General features: G+C 66.3%; 16 protein-coding genes. 5 read left to right on the plus strand and 11 right to left on the minus strand.

The genetic code is table 11. The annotated features are described in order from the left end of the window. Nucleotides 1-10: 10 nt before the first annotated feature. Nucleotides 11-451 carry an RrF2 family transcriptional regulator gene (locus ACTZWT_RS02795; protein WP_444768188.1) on the minus strand — a complete coding sequence of 147 codons (441 nt, stop codon included), beginning with the start codon at nucleotides 449-451 and terminating at the stop codon, nucleotides 11-13. 118 nt (nucleotides 452-569) lie between these two features. On the opposite strand from ACTZWT_RS02795, the gene ACTZWT_RS02800 reads away from it, so the two are divergent. After that, entirely contained in the window at nucleotides 570-806 is a 237-nt protein-coding gene (locus tag ACTZWT_RS02800) for a DUF2798 domain-containing protein (protein WP_444768189.1), read from the plus strand. 11 nt (nucleotides 807-817) lie between these two features. On the opposite strand, the gene ACTZWT_RS02805 is transcribed toward ACTZWT_RS02800, so the two are convergent. The 5 genes from ACTZWT_RS02805 to ACTZWT_RS02825 all read right to left on the minus strand — a co-directional run bounded on the left by ACTZWT_RS02805 (nucleotide 818) and on the right by ACTZWT_RS02825 (nucleotide 6,692). Next, nucleotides 818-1,315: a TPM domain-containing protein gene (locus tag ACTZWT_RS02805; protein ID WP_444768456.1), complete on the minus strand. Its 498-nt coding sequence runs from the start codon at nucleotides 1,313-1,315 to the stop codon at nucleotides 818-820. A gap of 14 nt (nucleotides 1,316-1,329) precedes the next feature. Continuing rightward, nucleotides 1,330-2,232, minus strand: coding sequence for a TPM domain-containing protein (locus tag ACTZWT_RS02810; protein WP_444768190.1), 903 nt, complete (start codon nucleotides 2,230-2,232; stop codon nucleotides 1,330-1,332). Nucleotides 2,233-2,262: 30 nt separating this feature from the next. Next, a complete protein-coding gene (locus ACTZWT_RS02815; protein ID WP_444768191.1) occupies nucleotides 2,263-2,877 on the minus strand; it encodes a LemA family protein in 615 nt (204 codons plus the stop codon). A gap of 197 nt (nucleotides 2,878-3,074) precedes the next feature. Continuing rightward, complete coding sequence (locus tag ACTZWT_RS02820; RefSeq protein ID WP_444768192.1) at nucleotides 3,075-5,405, minus strand: xanthine dehydrogenase family protein molybdopterin-binding subunit; 2,331 nt, start codon at nucleotides 5,403-5,405, stop codon at nucleotides 3,075-3,077. A 411-nt stretch (nucleotides 5,406-5,816) separates the two neighbouring features. Beyond that, nucleotides 5,817-6,692: a dihydrodipicolinate synthase family protein gene (locus ACTZWT_RS02825; protein ID WP_444768193.1), complete on the minus strand. Its 876-nt coding sequence runs from the start codon at nucleotides 6,690-6,692 to the stop codon at nucleotides 5,817-5,819. Between the two features lie 128 nt (nucleotides 6,693-6,820). On the opposite strand from ACTZWT_RS02825, the gene ACTZWT_RS02830 reads away from it, so the two are divergent. From ACTZWT_RS02830 to ACTZWT_RS02840, 3 genes are read left to right on the plus strand one after another with little or no spacing between them, the layout of a single operon-like run. Further along, nucleotides 6,821-8,929, plus strand: coding sequence for a S9 family peptidase (locus ACTZWT_RS02830; RefSeq protein WP_444768194.1), 2,109 nt, complete (start codon nucleotides 6,821-6,823; stop codon nucleotides 8,927-8,929). A gap of 49 nt (nucleotides 8,930-8,978) precedes the next feature. Next, nucleotides 8,979-10,274: an O-acetylhomoserine aminocarboxypropyltransferase gene (locus tag ACTZWT_RS02835; protein ID WP_444768195.1), complete on the plus strand. Its 1,296-nt coding sequence runs from the start codon at nucleotides 8,979-8,981 to the stop codon at nucleotides 10,272-10,274. 3 nt (nucleotides 10,275-10,277) lie between these two features. Continuing rightward, complete coding sequence (locus tag ACTZWT_RS02840) at nucleotides 10,278-11,060, plus strand: alpha/beta fold hydrolase (protein ID WP_444768196.1); 783 nt, start codon at nucleotides 10,278-10,280, stop codon at nucleotides 11,058-11,060. A gap of 31 nt (nucleotides 11,061-11,091) precedes the next feature. Here the strand turns inward: ACTZWT_RS02840 and ACTZWT_RS02845 are convergent, their stop codons facing one another. The 5 genes from ACTZWT_RS02845 to ACTZWT_RS02865 all read right to left on the minus strand — a co-directional run bounded on the left by ACTZWT_RS02845 (nucleotide 11,092) and on the right by ACTZWT_RS02865 (nucleotide 16,965). After that, nucleotides 11,092-11,796, minus strand: coding sequence for an ABC transporter ATP-binding protein (locus ACTZWT_RS02845; protein ID WP_444768197.1), 705 nt, complete (start codon nucleotides 11,794-11,796; stop codon nucleotides 11,092-11,094). Next, nucleotides 11,783-13,645, minus strand: coding sequence for a branched-chain amino acid ABC transporter ATP-binding protein/permease (locus ACTZWT_RS02850; RefSeq protein ID WP_444768198.1), 1,863 nt, complete (start codon nucleotides 13,643-13,645; stop codon nucleotides 11,783-11,785). Before ACTZWT_RS02850 ends, ACTZWT_RS02845 begins: the two co-directional genes overlap by 14 nt. Next, nucleotides 13,645-14,520 carry a branched-chain amino acid ABC transporter permease gene (locus ACTZWT_RS02855; protein ID WP_444768199.1) on the minus strand — a complete coding sequence of 292 codons (876 nt, stop codon included), beginning with the start codon at nucleotides 14,518-14,520 and terminating at the stop codon, nucleotides 13,645-13,647. The genes ACTZWT_RS02850 and ACTZWT_RS02855 overlap by 1 nt, the downstream gene beginning before the upstream one ends. Before the next feature lie 11 nt (nucleotides 14,521-14,531). Beyond that, nucleotides 14,532-15,848 carry an ABC transporter substrate-binding protein gene (locus tag ACTZWT_RS02860; RefSeq protein WP_444768200.1) on the minus strand — a complete coding sequence of 439 codons (1,317 nt, stop codon included), beginning with the start codon at nucleotides 15,846-15,848 and terminating at the stop codon, nucleotides 14,532-14,534. Between the two features lie 73 nt (nucleotides 15,849-15,921). After that, on the minus strand, nucleotides 15,922-16,965 hold the full coding sequence (locus tag ACTZWT_RS02865) for a carbon-nitrogen hydrolase family protein (RefSeq protein ID WP_444768201.1): 1,044 nt from the start codon (nucleotides 16,963-16,965) through the stop codon (nucleotides 15,922-15,924). Nucleotides 16,966-17,101: 136 nt separating this feature from the next. On the opposite strand from ACTZWT_RS02865, the gene ACTZWT_RS02870 reads away from it, so the two are divergent. Then, nucleotides 17,102-18,073 carry a LysR family transcriptional regulator gene (locus tag ACTZWT_RS02870; protein ID WP_444768202.1) on the plus strand — a complete coding sequence of 324 codons (972 nt, stop codon included), beginning with the start codon at nucleotides 17,102-17,104 and terminating at the stop codon, nucleotides 18,071-18,073. Nucleotides 18,074-18,313: the final 240 nt, after the last annotated feature.

Consider the following 18,313-nt stretch of genomic DNA (forward strand, 5'->3'; position numbering starts at 1 on the left):
GATCGATCCTTTATGTGCGGGTGCGATGCGCCGCGTGGCGCCGGTTGAAATCCGCCGACAGCTTCGCCAGCGTCACCTTGGCGAAGCGGTCGAGCAGCAGCGCCTCGGCCTCGGCGAAGGCGCCGTCGAGCGCGGCGTTGACGGCCTGCTCGACGAGGCATTGCGGCGTCTCGTTGCGATTGCCGATCGCGAAGATCGCGGGCTCCCCCAGCGCGTCGTGCAGGTCGCGCAGGGTGACGGCTTCGAGATCGGCCGTGATGAGCCAGCCACCGGACGGCCCGCGTTCGGACGCCACCAGCCCGGCCTCGCGCAGCAGTCCCATCGTCCGCCGCACCACCACCGGATGGGTGCACATGCACGCGGCGAGCTGGTCGGAGGTCATCGGCTCGTCGTGCTCCGCCATGTGCAGCAGCGCATGCAGAACCGACGACAGGCGGCTGTCCCTTTTCATGTAACTTCAATTATTACGATTAGGACGCAAACGCAAGCCGGATGATCCGGCTGATCTCTGGCGAAACGGCACGAGGTTTGCTTGAATCCGAGCCATTCGCCCCTGACGGGATTGATCGATGCTCGGCATTCCTCGCAGATTCAGCCATTTCGTCTACGCGGTGCTGCAATCGGGGATCACCACCGCGGTCGCCTCGATGGTCGCCAGCGTACCCTTCCTCGGCGAAGGGACCTTCGTGGAGCATTGGCTGGGCGCGTGGCTGGTGTCGTGGATGGTGATGCTGCCGGTGGTGCTGTTCGCGGCGCCGATGCTGCGGCGGCTGACGCTGGCGCTCACCACCGAAGACCGGATCTGACGCCCCGGGGCTCACACCACAACAGGCGCGTCGGGCAATTCGTTGTCGCCGCGACTGTCTTTCGGGAAATGCCGCGCCAGATGCGCGGTGATCAGCTCGATGCCGCGCAGCACGCCGGCCTCGAAGCGGCCGTCGCGAAAGGCGCTCTCCATCTCGCGGCAGATGTCCTCCCACGCCGCAGCGTCGACCCGGCCATCGATGCCGCGGTCGGCGACGATCTCGACGTCGCGGTCGGCGAGCAGCAGATAGATCAGCACGCCGTTATTGTGCTCGGTGTCCCAGATCCGCAATTGCGAGAACACGTCGAGCGCGCGCTCGCGCGCCGGCTGGTCGCGGAACAGCGGCGCGCCGTCGAGCGCGCCCTCCACCACGAAACGGATCTGTCCGGCGTGCTGCGCTTCGCTTCTGCCGATCGCGCGCTCGATGGCATCGAGCGCGGAAGGCGGAAACGCCTTCTGCACGCGCCAGCGGCTGGTGATCAGATGCTTGCCGATCCGCCGGATGCCCATCGCCATCTCCCCACTCACCAACTCCCCGAAGCGCCGCCGCCACCGAAGCTGCCGCCACCGCCGCTGAAGCCGCCGCTGCTCGAGCCGCGCGAGCCGCCCGACCACGCGCCGCCGGGATAGATGCCGCCGCCGCGTCGCCCCGAACCGGAACCGAAGCCGGGCCCGCCCCCGCTGAACAGATCGATGAACATCGCGAACAGGAACGCCGCGAAGCCGGCGATCATCGCGATCGGAAAGCCGAGCCCGAACATCCATGCGACGCCGCCGATGATGCTGCCGGTCAGCGCCGAGGCGGCCATCCGGCCGAGCAGGCTCTGCAGGAAGCCGTTCACCACCAGCGTGCCGAAGATCAGCGGGATCGCCCAGCCGCTCACCTGATCGAACGATTCCGGCGACCACTCATGTTGCGGCTCAGGCGCAGGCAGCTTCTCGCCGTCGATCACGCTGATCATGCGGTCGACGCCGGCCTCGATGCCGCCGGCGAAGTCGCCGGTCCTGAATCGCGGCGTGATGATCTCGTCGATGATGCGCTTGGCGGTGACGTCGGGCAGCGCGCCTTCGAGGCCGTAGCCGACCTCGATCCGCAGCTTGCGGTCGTTCTTGGCGACCAGCAGGATCGCGCCGTCGTCGACCTTCTTGCGGCCGATCTTCCAGGCTTCGGCGACGCGGATGGAGAATGGCTCGATCGCTTCCGGCTGCGTCGTCGGCACGATCAGCACCGCGATCTGACTGCCCTTCCGCGCCTCGAACGCCTTCAGCTTCTGGTCGAGCCGCGCGATCGCGTCGCTGTCGAGCGTGCCGGTCTGGTCGACGACGCGGCCGGTGAGCGGCGGCACCGCGAGCTGCGCCTGCGCGATCGTGGCGAACGCCACGACCGCCCAGCACAGCAGCGCCGCGAGCATCGAGGCCCGCGCCATGCGCCTCACCGCCGCGCCTCCCTGGTGCATTTACTTCGCCGGGGCCGGGGCCGGCGCCGGATTGAAGTCCACCTTGGGCGCAGTCGAGATCGCGCCCTCGTTCTCGACGGTGAAGTTCGGCTTCTCCTTGTAGCCGAACAGCATCGCGGTGAAATTGGTCGGCACCGACCGCACCGTGACGTTGTAGGCCTGCACCGCCTTGATGTAGCGATTGCGCGCCACGGTGATGCGGTTTTCGGTGCCTTCGAGCTGCGCCATCAGATTGGTGAACAGCGCGTCGGATTTGAGCTGCGGATAGTTCTCGGTGACCACCAGGAGGCGCGACAGCGCGCTGGAGAGTTCCCCCTGCGCCTGCTGGAACTTCTGGAAGGCGGCCGGATCGTTCAGCACCTCGGGCGTCGCCTGCACGCTGCCGACCTTGGCGCGGGCGTTGGTGACGCCGAGCAGCACGTCCTTCTCCTGCTGCGCGAAGCCCTTCACCGAATTCACCAGATTGGGCACCAGATCGGCGCGGCGCTGATACTGGTTGACCACCTCCGACCAGGTCGACTTGACCTCCTGGTCTTCGCTCTGGATGGCGTTGTAGCCGCAATTGGTCAGGCTGAGCGTGGCGAGCGCTGCCAGCACCGTCAGAAACTTCCGCATCGATCTCTCCCCGGACGAACCGGCGCAACATAGCATGCGCCGGGCGACAAATGGTCGGTTGTTCGCCGGAATTGGTTCAGATCAGCGCCTATGCCCGTCATTGCGAGGCGTCGTTGCGAGGAGCGAAGCGACGAAGCAATCCAGTCTTACCTCTCGGCCTGGATTGCTTCGCCTTCGGCTCGCAATGACGATGATCGTCAGGCCGCCTGCGCGGCCCTGGCGTCCTGAATCGCCCGCCACACCTTCTCCGGGGTCAGCGGCGTGTTCAGCGAGGTGACGCCGAGCGGGGCCAGCGCGTCGAGCACGCCGTGGACGACGCAAGGCGGCCCGCCGATCGCGCCGGATTCGCCGCAGCCCTTGGCGCCGAGCGGATTGGTCCGGCACGGCGCCGACGGATCGAGCGTGACGTCGATCGGCGGCAGATTGTCGGCGCGCGGGATGCAATAATCCTGATAGCTCGCGGTCAGCAACTGGCCGTCGTCGTTGTAGGCCGCGACTTCGTACAGCGCCTGGCCGACGCCCTGCGCGACGCCGCCGTGAATCTGCCCTGCGACCAGCATCGGGTTGACCGCATTGCCGACGTCGTCGACCGTGGTGTAGCGCACCACGCGGGCGACGCCGGTGTCGGGATCGATTTCGACCTCGCAGATATGCGCGCCGTTCGGCCAGCTCGGACCATCGACTTCACCGCTGCTGTCGACGCTGAGCCTGGTGCCCTTCTCTTTGGCGGCGATCTCGAACAGGCTGATCTTGCGATCGGTGCCGGCGATGGTCAGCGTGCCGCCGGCATATTCGATGTCCTCGACCGAGGCTTCGAGAATGTTGGCGGCCTTCTCGCGCGCCTTGGCGATCATGTCGACGGTCGACACCGCGACCGCGGTGCCGCCGACGAACAGCGAGCGCGAGCCGACGCTGCCGATGCCGTGTCCGAGATCGGTGTTGCCCTGGACCACGTCGATGGCGTCGATCGGGATCTCCAGCGCCGCGGCGATCATCTGCGAATAGGCGGTCTCCAGCCCCTGCCCCATCGCCTGCGTCGCCGAATGCAGCACGATGCGCCCCTCGGCGGTGGCGTGCAGGCTGACCTTCTCGACATGGGCGCGGCCGCCGGTCCATTCGATGTAGCTGGTGACGCCGCGGCCGTAGAGCAGGCCCTTCTTCTGCGCCTCCTTCTTGCGCGCCTTGAAGCCGTCCCAGTCGGACAGTTCGGTTGCGCGCTCCATCAGATGCGCGAAGGCGCCGCTGTCGTACACCTGCCCGACCGCATTGGTGTAGGGCAATTGCGTCGGCCTGATGTAGTTGACCTTGCGGATTGCGCGCGGGTCCATCTTGAGCTGTCGCGCGGCGGCGTCCATCAAGCGCTCGATGATGTACACGGCCTCCGGGCGGCCCGCGCCGCGATAGGCGCCGACCGGCGCGGTGTGGGTCATCACCGCCTTGATGTCGAAATGCACCAGCGGCAGATCGTAGACGCCGGTCTGCACGAACGGGCCCAGCACCAGCGGGATGATCACGCCGGCACCGGCCAGATAGGCCCCGGTGCCGCCGAGCGAGGAGACCCGATAGGCCAGCACCTTGCCCTTGGCGTCGAGCGCGATCGACGCCGTCGAGGTCAGGTCGCGGCCATGGGTGCCGCCGACGAATTCGTCGGTGCGGTCGCCGCGCCAGCGCACCTTGCGGTTCAGCTTCACCGCCGCATAGGCGACCAGTCCGTCCTCCGGAAACAGCCCGGTCTTCTGGCCGAAGCCACCGCCGATGTCGCCGACCAGCACCTGGATCGAGTCCTTCGGCCGCTTCAGGATCGCATCGGCCAGCGTATCGCGGGTGGTCGCCGGGGTCTGCGACTGCACGTGCAGGATCAACCGGCCGGTCTTCTTCTCGATCTCCGCAATGGTCGCGCGCGGCTCCATCGCCGACGGCACCAGCCGCTGGCTGACGATGTCGAGCGAGACGGTGTGGGCGGCGCTGGCGAAGGCCTCGTCGACCTTGACGGCGTCGCCATAGCTCATCGCCGCGACGATGTTGTCGGGCGCGGTGTCGTACACCACCGGCGCGCCGGGCTGGATCGCGGCGGTCGGGTCGGTCACCGCAGCAAGCTCTTCGTAGTCGACAGCGACCGCCTCGGCCGCCGCCTGCGCCGCAGCCTGCGAATTGGCGATCACGGCAGCGACCGGCTCGCCGACGAAGCGGACGATCTCGTGCGCCAAGAGCCGCCGCGGCGGCAGCGCCATCGGCGAGCCGTCGGGACGCTTGAAGATCGGCAGGGTCGGGATCGTGCCGACCTCGTCGGCGACCAGATCCGCGCCGGTCAGAACGCTTTCGACCCCCGGCATCGCCCGCGCCGCCTCGGCATCAATGGAAATGATCTTCGCGTGCGCATGCGGCGAGCGCAACACCACCAGCCACAACGCGCCGTCGGCGGGCTTGTCGTCGAGATAGCGCCCGTGTCCGGTGACGAGCCGCTGATCCTCGAGACGCTTGACGGGCTGACCCGCGCCGAACCGCATGGTGCCGGGAAGAATGTTCATGCCGCTTCCTTGTGTTGGTTGCTTGGGAGCGGTTTTAGCGGAGAAGGCGGCGGTAAGCCAAGAGGGGCAAAGCCCCTCCCCCGAACCGAAGCCGAACCTCTCCCCGCCTGCGGGGAGAGGTCGGATCGTCGCGCAGCGATGATCCGGGTGAGGGGGCGTCGCGACGCGGCCGAGACTCAGCGACTCGTTGCCTGCCCCTCACCCCACCCCTCTCCCCGCAAGAGCGGGGCGAGGGAGCAGGCCGCGGCTGATTGCAGGGTCACTGCATACCCTCTCGTTCGTCATTCCGGGGCGCTCGCGGAGGCGAGCGAACCCGGAATCTCGACGTTCAGGTCACCCGCATTCAACGCAGAACATCTCCAGATTCCGGGTTCGCGCTCCGCGCGCCCCGGAATGACGGGGCGAGAGACCTTACGCAATCTCTGCCAGCACCGCCTCGACCGCCTTGCGTTCCTCCGGCGTCAGCGCGGCCTGCGGCGGCACCGGGTCGCCGACGTCGTAGCCCTGCAGCGCGAGGCCGGCCTTGATGCAGGCGGCGAGGTTGAATTTGGCGAAGGCTTCGTTGACGCGCCACAGCCTGCGCTGCAGCGTCAGCGCTTCGTCCCAGCGCTGCGCCTTGCACAACTCGTAAAGCTGCACGCTCTGGCGCGGCGCGATGCAGGCGGGGCCGGCCATCCAGCCGACGCCGCCGATCAGCATCACCGCGGCCGGAATATGCGCCGAGGCCGAGAACACCCGCAACGAATCGCCGCAACGATTGATGATCGACAGCAGCCGGCCGGTGTTGGTCGAGGCGTCCTTGATGTAGCGGATGCGCGGATGCTCGGCGAGCCGCGCGATCACGTCGAGCGTGAGATCCGAGCGCTGGAATTGCGGATTGGTGTAGATCACCACCGGAATATCAACCGAATCCGCGATCGCCCGGAAGTAACTCTCGATCTGCGCGTCCTTCAGCGGAAAATACGCTTCGAGAATCGCCAGGATGCCATCGGCGCCCTGCTTCTGATAGGCCCTGGCCTGCGCCACAGCATCCGCCGTCGAGGTCGAGGCGACACCGGCGACCACCGGCACGCGGCCGGCGGCGGCTTCGATCGTCGCCTGCACCACGGCCTTGCGCTGCGCCGCATCCAGATAGGCGAATTCGCCGGTCGAGCCGAGCGGCGTCAGCCCGTGCACCCCGGCGTTGATCAGATCGTCGCAGAGCCGGCCGAGCACATCGCCGCGGACCCGGCCGTCGGACTCGAGGGGAGACACCAGATAGGGAAAAACGCCTCGGAATTCAGTCATTTGCAGAACCACTTGCTGTGCGACGGTGACACCGGAACCGGCCGCGGCCTATCGACATCAATCCGGCGCGCGCCGCAAGCGCCAAACTCTGCTAAGCCAACCGCACCCGCATGCAACGAGACCCGTCCATGACCCAGTCCCCGCCCCGCGACGCCACGCCTCCGGTCGCGCCGCGCCGCCCGCACGCCTTCACCACCCACGGCATCACCATCAATGACGACTATGCGTGGCTGAAGGACCCGAACTGGCAGGAGGTGCTGCGCGATCCGGCGCTGCTCGATCCCGACATTCGCGCCTATCTCGAAGCCGAGAACGGCTACACCGAAAGCGTGCTCGGCCACACCGACGCGCTGCAGAAGACGCTGGTCGCGGAAATGCGCGGGCGGATCAAGGAAGACGATTCCAGCGTGCCGCAGCCGGACGGGCCCTACGCTTACTTGCGCAAATATCGCGAGGGCGGACAGCACCCGCTGTACGGCCGCGAGCCGCGCGACGGCGGCGAGGCCGACATCATCCTCGACGGCGACGAACTGGCGAAGGGCACTGAGTATTTCGAGTTCGGCGGACGGCGGCATTCGCTCGACCACAAGCTGGAAGCCTGGAGCGCCGACACCAAGGGCTCGGAATACTACACCATCCGCGTGCGCGACTGGACGACCAGGCAGGACCTGCCCGACGTCGTCGAGGAGACCGACGGCGGCGTGGTGTGGACCTCGGATTCGAGCGCGTTCTTCTACGTCAAGCTCGACGACAATCATCGCCCGATGCAGATCTGGCTGCACAAGCTCGGCACCCGGCAGGCCGACGACCTGCTGATCTACGAGGAGCAGGATGCCGGCTGGTTCACCCACATCCACGAGAGCAGCAGCGGGCGTTTCTGCGTGATCGCCGGCGGCGACCACGAGACCTCCGAGCAGCGGCTGATCGACGTCTCCGATCCGACCGCGCCGCCGCGGCTGGTCGCGGCGCGCGAACTCGGCGTGCAATATTCGATCGCCGATCGCGGCGACGAACTGTTCATCCTCACCAATGCGGACGACGCGATCGACTTCAAGATCGTCACCGCGCCGCTGGCCGCGCCGACCCGCGACAATTGGCGCGATCTGATCCCGCACCGCGAAGGCATCTACATCATCGACTTCGACCTGTTCTCCGGGCACATGATGCGGCTGGAGCGCGCCAACGCGCTGCCATCGGTGACGATCCGCGATCTCGCCACCGGCAATGAGCACGCCATCGCCTTCGATGAGGCGGCCTACTCGCTCTCGGCCTCCGGCGGCTGGGAATTCGACACCACGATGATGCGTTTCTCCTACTCGTCGATGACGACGCCGTCCGAAGTCTACGACTACGACATGGCGACGCGCGAACGCGTGTTGCGCAAGCGCCAGGAAATTCCGTCCGGCCACAACCCGGCGGACTACGTCACCACGCGGATCATGGCGAAGGCCGACGACGGCGCCGAGGTTCCGGTGTCGCTGCTGCATCGCAAGGGGCTCGCGCTCGACGGCGCCGCGCCGCTGTTGCTGTACGGCTACGGCTCCTACGGCCACGCGATGCCGGCCGGCTTCTCGGCCAACGCGCTGTCGCTGGTCGATCGCGGCTTCGTCTACGCCATCGCGCACATCCGCGGCGGCGCCGACAAAGGCTGGGGCTGGTATCTCGACGGCAAGCGCGAGAAGAAGACCAACTCGTTCGACGATTTCGCCGCCTGCGCCCGCGCGCTGATATCGGCGAACTACACGTCGGCGAAGCGGATCGTCGCCCATGGCGGCAGCGCCGGCGGCATGCTGATGGGCGCGGTCGCCAACCGCTCCGGCGAGTTGTTCGCCGGCATCGTCGCCGAAGTGCCGTTCGTCGACGTGCTCAACACCATGCTCGATGATACGCTTCCGCTGACGCCGCCGGAATGGCCCGAATGGGGAAATCCGATCAGCAGCGAAGCCGACTTCAACACCATCCTGTCCTACTCGCCCTACGACAACGTCGCGGCGACGAACTATCCGGCGATCCTCGCGATGGGCGGCCTCACCGATCCGCGCGTCACCTATTGGGAGCCGGCGAAATGGGTGGCGCGGCTGCGCGCGACCATGACCGGCGGCGGCCCCGTGCTGCTGCGCATCAACATGGGCGCCGGCCACGGCGGCGCGTCGGGTCGATTCAGCCGGCTCGACGAGGTCGCGATCGTCTACGCCTTCGCGCTGTGGGCGGTCGGGCTCGCGGATTCCGCTGCCTGAACTTTGCCACCAGTTTGACGCAACCCTCCTTCATCCGCAGAGATCGCCCATGGCCGCACCAAAACCGCCCGGATTCGAGACACTTAGCCTGCACGCCGGGCAACACCCCGACCCGCTGACCGGATCGCGCGCGGTCCCGATCTATCAGACCACATCCTACGTGTTTCAAGACACCGATCACGCCGCCGCTTTGTTCAATATGGAGCGGCCCGGTCATCTCTACACGCGCATCTCCAACCCGACCACCGCGGTGCTGGAAGAGCGCATCGCAGCACTGGAAAGCGGCGTCGGCGCAGTGGCGACCGCGAGCGGCATGGCGGCGCTGCATCTGGCGATCGCGACGTTGCTCAACGCCGGCGATCACATCGTCGCGTCGTCGTCGCTGTACGGCGGCACGATCAATCTTCTCGCGCACACGCTGCCGCGCTTCGGCATCACCACGAGCTTCGTGAAGCCGCGCGATCACGACGGCCTCAGGGCTGCCCTCAAACCCAATACACGGCTGATGATCGGCGAGACCATCGGCAATCCCGGGCTCGAGGTCCTCGACATCCCGAAGGTCGCGGCGATCGCGCATGACGCGAAGATCCCGCTGTTGATCGACAACACCTTTGCGACGCCCTATCTGAGCAAGCCGATCGAACTCGGCGCCGATATCGTGATGCACTCGGCGACCAAATGGCTCGGCGGCCACGGCATCGCGATTGGCGGCGTGCTGGTCGACGGCGGCCGGTTCGACTGGCGCGGCTCCGGCAAATTCCCGACGCTGACCGAGCCCTATGCGGGCTATCACGACATCGTCTTCGACGAACAGTTCGGGCCGCCGGCTTTCATCATCCGCGCGCGGATGGAAGGGCTGCGCGACTTTGGTGCTTGTCTGTCGCCGACCAATGCGTTCCAGCTGCTGCAGGGCGTGGAAACGCTGTCGGTGCGGATGGATCGGCACGTCGCCAACACCGCAGCGGTGCTCGACTTTCTCGGCAGTAACAAGGCCGTCGAATGGGTGCTGCATCCGACGCTGCAGGGTCATCCGGACTACGCGCTCGCGAAAGAGCTGCTGCCGAAGGGCGCCGGCTCGATCGTCTCGTTCGGCATCAAGGGCGGCCGCGCCGCCGGACGCAAGTTCATCGAGGCGCTCAAGCTGACCAGCCACCTCGCCAATGTCGGCGACGCCAAGACGCTGGTGATCCATCCGGCCTCGACCACGCATCAGCAGATGAGCGCCGATCAGTTGACCGCGGCCGGCATCGGCGAAGAATTGATCCGCCTGTCTGTGGGCATCGAGACCGCCGACGACATCATCGCTGACCTGGCGCAGGCGCTGCGCATTTCGCAGAAGGGCTGAGCCATGCAACTCGATGTAAACGGACACGAGACCTTCATTGCCACCGGCGGCAAGCCGTTCGACAATTCACTTCCCGCCGCCATATTCATCCACGGCGCCGGCTTCGATCATTCGGTGTGGGCACTGCAGACGCGCTGGTTTGCGCATCACGGCTACGCGGTGCTGGCGCCCGACCTTCCGGGGCACGGCCGCTCCGGCGGCGCCCCGCTGAAGACCATCGCGGAGATGGCCGACTGGACCGCGGCGCTGCTCGATGCCGCCGGCGCGCAGCCGGCCAAGCTGATCGGCCATTCGATGGGCTCGCTGATCGCGCTGGAAACAGCCGCGCGGCACCCGGCGAAGGTGGCGTCATTGGCGCTGATCGGCACCACCTCGACGATGACGGTCGGTCCGGATCTGCTCAAGGCCGCGGAAGCGAACAATCCCGCCGCGATCGACATGATGACGATCTGGGGCCTCGGCAATGACGCCGAGATCGGCGGCAACCTCGCGCCGGGGCTATGGATGCACGGCGGCTCGGTGCGCGTACTCGAAGCCAACAAGCCCGGCGTGATCTTCAACGATCTGGCGGCCTGCAACGACTACAAGGATGCGCTCGGGTCCGCCGCGAAGATCACCGTGCCGACCGTTTTCATCCTTGGCGAACGCGACATGATGACGCCAGCGCGCAACGGCAAGACGCTGGCCGCCGCGGTGAACGGCGCGCGCACGATCGTGCTGAAGGGCGCCGGCCACACCATGATGGTCGAGCGGCCGGACGAGGTGTTGAAGGCGTTGCAGCAATGAACTTCGGGCGCGTCGCGGGGTAACGCGCGCGTCAGGACGCAACGCCGAGAAAGTCGCGCGCCATGCCCGGATTGGCGTTCAGATCCGCCGGCGTGCCCTCGAACACGACGTGGCCGTTGTTGAGGCCATAGACGCGGTTGGCGAAGCTGAGCGCAGCGGCGACGTTCTGCTCGACCACGATCATGGTGCGGCCTTCCGCCGCGAGATTCCGCGCCACCGCGACCAGGTCGCGGACGATCAAGGGGGCGAGGCCTTCGAACGGTTCGTCGAGCAGGATGATGCGCGCGTCGCGGATCAACGCGCGGGCGATCGCCAGCATCTGCTGCTCGCCGCCGGACAAGGAACGGCCCGCCGATTTGCGCCGCTCCTTGAGCCGCGGAAACACCTCGTAGATGCGCTCGAAGCTCCAGGCGTTCGGCGCGGTCAGCGCCGCGATCCGCAGATTTTCCTCGACCGTCAGGCCGCCGAAGATGGCGCGCTCCTCCGGCACGAGCTGCACGCCCATGCCGGCGATCGCCGACGGCGGCAGGCCGGCGATCGGCTTGCCGTCGAGGCGGATGGCGCCGCTGCGCGGCGACAGCACGCCCATGATCGAACGCAGCGTGGTCGTCTTGCCGGCGCCGTTGCGGCCCAGCAGGGCCACCACCTCTCCCTGCTCGACCCGGATCGAGAGGTCGAACAGCACGTGGGAATCGCCATACAGCGTGTTGATGCGGTCGACTTCAAGCAGGCTCATGTGCGTGCAACCCTCCGAGATAGGCGTCCTGGACCGCCGGGTTGCGACGGATCTCGTCGGCGGTGCCGTCCGCCAGCAGCCGGCCCTCGTAGAGAACGGTGATGCGCTCGGCGAGGCCGAAGATGGCGTCGAGATCATGCTCGACGATCACCACGGTGCGGACGCGGGCGATGTCGCGGATAAAGGCGCAGGTGGCGGCGCGCTCCGCCGGACTCATGCCCGCCAGCGGCTCGTCGAGCAGCAGCACGTTCGGGCTGGTCGCCAGCGCCATGCCGATCTCCAGACGGCGCTTCTCACCGTAAGCGAGAACATGCGCCGGTGTATCGGCACGCTCGACCAGGTTGAGCAGATCCAGGATGGAGGCGATCTGCGCTTCGACCTCCGGGAGGCTGTCGGCCGGCCGCAGCAGATCGAAGCGCAGCGGGCCGCGGCTGCGGGCCAATGCGGCGATGCGCAGGTTCTTGCGCACCGAGAGGTTGGGAAACAACTGGTTGAGCTGATTGCTCTTGGCGATGCCGAGCTGCGCGGCCCGACTGACACCGGCGCCGGTGACCTTCTCGCCGAACAGCAGCACCTCGCCGGACGACGGACGCACCTCATCGAGCAGCATCTTGAACAACGTCGTCTTGCCGGCGCCGTTCGGGCCGATCACCGCATGGATCGATCCGCGGCGCACCTTGAAGGAAACGCCGTCGACAGCTTTCAGACCGCCATAGTGCCGCGCCAGCGATCGCGCCTCCATCGCGATCTCGCCGTCGCCGGTCGCAGGTTCGGCGAGCGGCAGGGTGACATCCCCGAGCTTCGCCACATCGCCGGTCGCGGCGTCGATATTGTGCGCCTCGATCGCCTCGGTCTTCGCCTCGGCGGCGCGCAGCGCGGCGAGGTTTCGGCGCTCGTTCCACCAATGCACGATCTCGCCGCAGATGCCGCGGCGTAGCCCGATCACCAGCACGATGAAGGCGATGCCGAGCACCAGCTTCCACAGCATCGCCAGGCCCGGGATCAGTTGCAGATTGTCGCGCAGCCAGAGCCACACCGCGGCGCCGACCAGCGGCCCGATCAGCGTGCCGGCGCCGCCGACGATGGTCTGCACCACCAATTGTCCGGAGGTCTCCAGCGAAAACGCGTCGGGCGGCATGTAGCTCTGGAACGAGCCGAGCAATCCGCCGGCGAGACCTGCATAGAGCGCGGCGATGACGAATGCGGTCAGCTTGTAGGCCGGCACGTTGTGGCCGAGCATCGCGACGCGACCGGTGTTCTCCTTGATCGCCAGCAGGATCGCACCGACCGGCGAGCGCACGATGCGTCGCGCCAGCACATAGCCGAGGAAGAAGATCACCGCGAACAGCACATACATCGGCAGGCCGGCGCTGATGTGGATCGCATTCGCACCGAAGCCGAGCACCGGCACCGGCACGCCGGGAATGCCGTTCTCGCCGCCGGTGTAGTCCGACAGCGGCGAGTTCTCGATGAAATACGCCATCTGCCCGAAGGCGAGCGTGATCATCGTGAAATAGATGCCGATCCGGCGCACCGCGAACCAGCCGACCACCAGACCGAACAGGCCGGCCGCGGCCGTGCCCGCCAGCAACGCCAGCCAGACGCTGCCGAGCGCGCCGGACACCAGCAGATAGGCGGTGACGAAGCCGCCGACGCCGTAGAACGCCGCCTGACCAAACGACAGCAGGCCGGTCAGGCCGAACAGGATGTCGAAGCCAAGGCCGATCAGCCCCCAGTTCAGCACGCGCGTGAGCAGATCGGTGGAGAAGCCGAGCGGATTGAGCGCCACGGGAGCGGCAATCAGCGTCAGCAGGACGGCGAACTCCGGAAGATAGGTCCTTCCGCGCATCAGACCCGGCCTTCCGTGCCGAACAGCCCCTGCGGCCGCATCACCAGCAGCAGCGCCATCAGCGCATACAGCATCACTTCCGAATAAGAGGAGTTGAAAGCGCTGGTCAGGCTGATGATCTCGCCGGCAATCAGGCCGCCGACGATGGCGCCCGGAAACGAGCCGAGGCCGCCGAGCACGATGACGACGAAGGACTGCGCCATGAAGTTGTGCCCCATGTCCGGCGACACCGCGACCACCGGGGCATAGAGCATTCCGGCGAGGCCGACCGCGACGATGCCGATGGCGAACACCAGCAGGAAGGCGCGGCGGACATTGATGCCGAGGATGCCGACCATGCCGGGATTCTCGATCCCGGCGCGCACGACCAGGCCCATCGAGGTGCGATACAGCACGAGGTAGAGGCCGAGCAGCAGTCCGGCGATGATCGCGATCAGCTGCAGCCGGTAGGTCGGATAGATCAGGAAGCCGAGCTGCGTCGCGCCCTGCCCCCAGGACGGCACCGGCACGCGCTGCGCATTGCCGCCGAAGCCGGCGCGGATGCACTCGACCAGAACGATGCCGATACCGTAGGTGACGAGGATCTGGTCCTCGTGGGGCCGGTCGTAGAAGTAACGAATGATGACCCGCTCCAGCAGGAAGCCGAGCACCAGCATGAAGCCGCAGCCGACCACGATCGCCAGCACGAACGACGATGTATATTGCAGCAGCACGAAGACGGTGTAGGCGCCCACGGCGAACAGCGCGCCGTGGGCGAAATTGAGCACGCCGAGCGTGCCGAGGATGATCGTCAGCCCGCTGCTGACCAGCGCCAGCAGCGTGCCGAGTGCCAAGCCGTTGAAGGCCTGCGAGACGAGAACGGGCCAACTCGGCATGACGATCCTCTTTAGGTGTAGGGGCCGAGCTTGCAGCCGAAGAAGTCTGGTGAATTCATCACGCTCTCGCCGTCGACGATCTCGACGATGTCGTAGAAGTCTTCCTTGTGCTTCATCTCCGCGGGCTTCTTGCCGCGCAGGATCGGGATCGGCCGCACCATCTGGTGATCCTCGGCGCGGAAGTAGACCTTGCCGATAGTCGTGTCATAGGGCTGCGCCTTGGAATTCTCCATCACCTTGATGACATCGACCGGGTTGAAGGTGCCGGCGCGCTCCACCGACATCGCCCAGAGATAGGTCTGCATATAGCCGATATGCGCGCCCCAGCGCGGATAGTACTTGTTCTGCGCGACGAAGGTCTCGACGAAGGTCTTGGCGAGCGGAAACGTATCCTGCATGCCGAACCAGAAATCGCAGCTGCCGTAGACGCCCTGCATCAGCTCGGCGCCGAGTTCCTTGTCCTGGAACGACGACAGGTTGGGTACCACGAGCTTCATGCGCTTGAGTACGCCGAACTGCTCGGCCTGCTTGGTGGAGGCGACGGCATCGCCGCCGAAGGCGATGTTGACGAACACGTCGGCGCCGCTGTTGGCGATGTTGAGCAGCGCCGAGGAATAATCGGTGGTCCCGAGCGGCACCACTTCCTTGGCGACCTGCTTCCAGCCCTGCTCGGTCGAGAACTTGGCGAAGCTGTCATAGACGCTGTGGCCGTAAGTGTAGTCCGGCACCAGGAAGGCCATCTTGATGTTCTTGCCGAGGGCCTTGGCCACCACCGGCGCCAGCCCCTTGGCGGCCATGTAGGCGTTCTGCTGCGAGCGGAAGCCGTAACGCTGGCAGTTCTTGCCGGTGATGTCGTTGGAGCCGGCGATACCGACCATGTACAGCACCTTCTCGCGCGAGCCGAGCTCTTCCAGCGCGATCGCGCTGGCGCTGGACACCGAGCCGGACACCATGATGGCCTTGTCGCGCTGGATGAACTGCGTGGCGCTCTGAACGTCGAGGTTCGGTTTACCCTCGGTGTCGGAGACCTTGTAACGGATCTGACGGTCGAGCACGCCCTTGCCCTTGAGGCCCCATTTCTGCGGGATGTCGCCGCCGGCATTGATCTGCGCGATCGCCAACTCATAGCCGAGCTTGAGATCGCCGCCGTCGCCGGAGAACACACCGGTGAGCGGGATGGTCAGGCCGACGAAGACCGAGTCGGCGGACACGCCTGCCGGGAACGTGCCGATGGTGGCCGGCGACTGCGCAAAAGCGCGTCCTGGAAGCGCGAGGCCGGCTGCGGCGCCGACTCCTCCGAGCAAAAGCTGCCGACGGTCAAACTGCATGAAACCACCTCTATGAGTTCAATCACCGCCGCCATTGGCGGTGAACTGCGTTTGGGGAACACCCCCGGCGAAACTACTGGCCGAGAGGCGCCGGCTGCGGCGTGCTGTCATCCCCAGCATCGCCCCAGACTGCTACCTCCGGTGCATCGTTGGTGAAGGTTGCAGGCGTCAGCCGGCGGCGGTTGATGCTGAGGTCGAAAATATCGAAACGGTTGTAGTACCCGACGACGTCGTGAAACTGCTTCGGCTCGACGCATCTGTTGAGGTCGATGTCGGCGTAGAGAATGCCCTCGTCCTCGCAGAGCGCCTCACCGATCTGCTCGCCGGTCGGATCCAGAAAGAAAGAGGCTGCACGTGGCGTGTTGTCGAGCACGGTGGCGGCAGATGGATCGCGCGCGACCAGCATGTCGCGCGCCGCCTTGTCGAGCACGCCGGCGGTGACGAGACCAAAGACCTTCGCCTCGAAACAATGCGCGCTGGCACGAATCCGGGTCGCCGCCGCGATGTGGTAGTTGACCCCGTCGGCGGGGCGCCGGGTCGGCCAGACCGGCGGCCAGCTCGAAATGTGAAATTGTTCGCCCTGCGCCATCAGCGCGTAGCGCGCCAGCGGATTGGTGTTCTCGCCGCAGATCAGTTGGCCGATCTTGCCGAGCCGGGTGTCGACGACGCGCAGACCCGCGCCGTCGCCGGCGCTCCAGATCAGCTTCTCGTAGAAGGTCGGCACCAGCTTGCGGTGGTGATTGAGGATCGCCCCGTCCTCGCCGATCAGCAGATTGGAATTCCAGATGCAGCCGACGCTGGCCGGCGACTTCTCGCTGATGCCGAGCGACACCACGATGCCGAGCGCCCGCGCCTCGTCCCGGATCGCCTTGACCTCGGGCCCATCGACCAGCACCGACTGATCCGCCATCCGCACGAACAAGTCATGATTGTCGATCGGCGCCCACAGCGCCGCCCAGACCGGAAATGCCGGGATGAAAGTCTCGGGGAATGCAACCAAAGCGGCCCCGGCGGCAGCTGCCTCACGGATGAGCGAGATCGCCTTCTTTGTAGTCGCGGCCTTGTCGAGGAACACAGGCGCAGCGTGGATCGCAGCGGCCTTGAAGCGGGGGAGCATGTCGTCGTCCTTTGTTTCCAACAGGCTAGGTCGCTTCCGGCGACGGCAGGTAGAGGCAATCCTGCAACCCGGCTTGCATGCGGCGACAATTCGCCTCAGCCACTCCGGCTGGCACGGCTTTTGCCGGTGTCATGGTATGAATGACTTCAATTCGCTCGACTGGGATGACCTGAAAGTGTTCCTGCATGCGGCCCGCGGCGGCAGCCTGGGCAGCGCGGCCAGACGCCTGAAGGTCGATCAATCCACCATCAGCCGCAAAATCGCGCATCTGGAGTGCACGCTGGGCACCGCGCTGTTCGAGCGGCTGCCCTCCGGACTACGCGTCACCGAGGTCGGCGACCGCCTGCTCTGCCACACCGAACGGATCGAGAGCGCCGTGATCGCGATGCGCGAGGACGTGCAATGCGGCAGCGGCCGGATGGCGGGCCGGGTTCGGCTGGCGACCATGGAAGGCATTGCGTCGCTGTATTTGGCATCGCGCTTCTCGCGCCTGTACCGACAGCATCCCAACCTGACGGTGGAGTTGCTGACGTCGCCGCAGACCGTTTCGGTCAACCGCCGCGAAGCCGATCTCTTCCTCAGCTTCTTCCGGCCGCGCGGCCAGGGCATGGTGTCGGAACGCCTGGGCTGTTTCGAACTGGGCCTCTACGCCTCGCAGGACTATCTCGACCTGAACGGCACGCCCGGCTCCGCCGGCGATCTGATGCGGCACAGCTTCGTCACCTATATCGACGACCTGATCCAGCTCGATTCGGTGCGCTGGCTCGACGACATCATCAAGAATCCGTCCGTCAGCTTCCATTCCAACAGCATGATCGCGCAGATGAACGCCGCCGCCGGCGGCCTCGGCCTGGTGCTGCTGCCGAGCTTCGCCACCAAGGACCGCAGCGATCTGGTGCCGGTGCTGCACGACCGGATGTCGACCGCGCGCGAATTGTGGATCAACGTTCACACCGACCTGCAATTCGTGCCGCGCATCCGCGCCGTATCCAGCTTCCTCAAGGCAACCTTCAAGGCCGACCATATCATGCAGGCCGATACTTCGGGCGGGAAGCTGCTGAACGCACTGCTGGAAGCGGAACCTGCGATTTCAGCAGCCCGCGGCTAGAATAGTTCTTCTGTTGAGGAATCAGAGCCGCGATCCGGTTGCCGCCGTCATCCTGAGGTGCCCGCTGGGCCGCGTTGTGCGCGGCGCGGCGGGCCTCGAAGGATGGGCCGCAGGCACCTCGGGGCCGCATCCATCGAGGCGCGCTACGCGCGCACCCCGGATCAAGTCCGGGGCAGGCTCTCAGGATGACGACTCTGCACGCGAGATGGCCGCATTGCTTCAATCAGTCGATGAAGCGCT

It is taken from the genome of Rhodopseudomonas sp. NSM, from assembly GCF_052445935.1.
In the GTDB taxonomy this organism is placed as follows: Bacteria; Pseudomonadota; Alphaproteobacteria; order Rhizobiales; family Xanthobacteraceae; genus Rhodopseudomonas.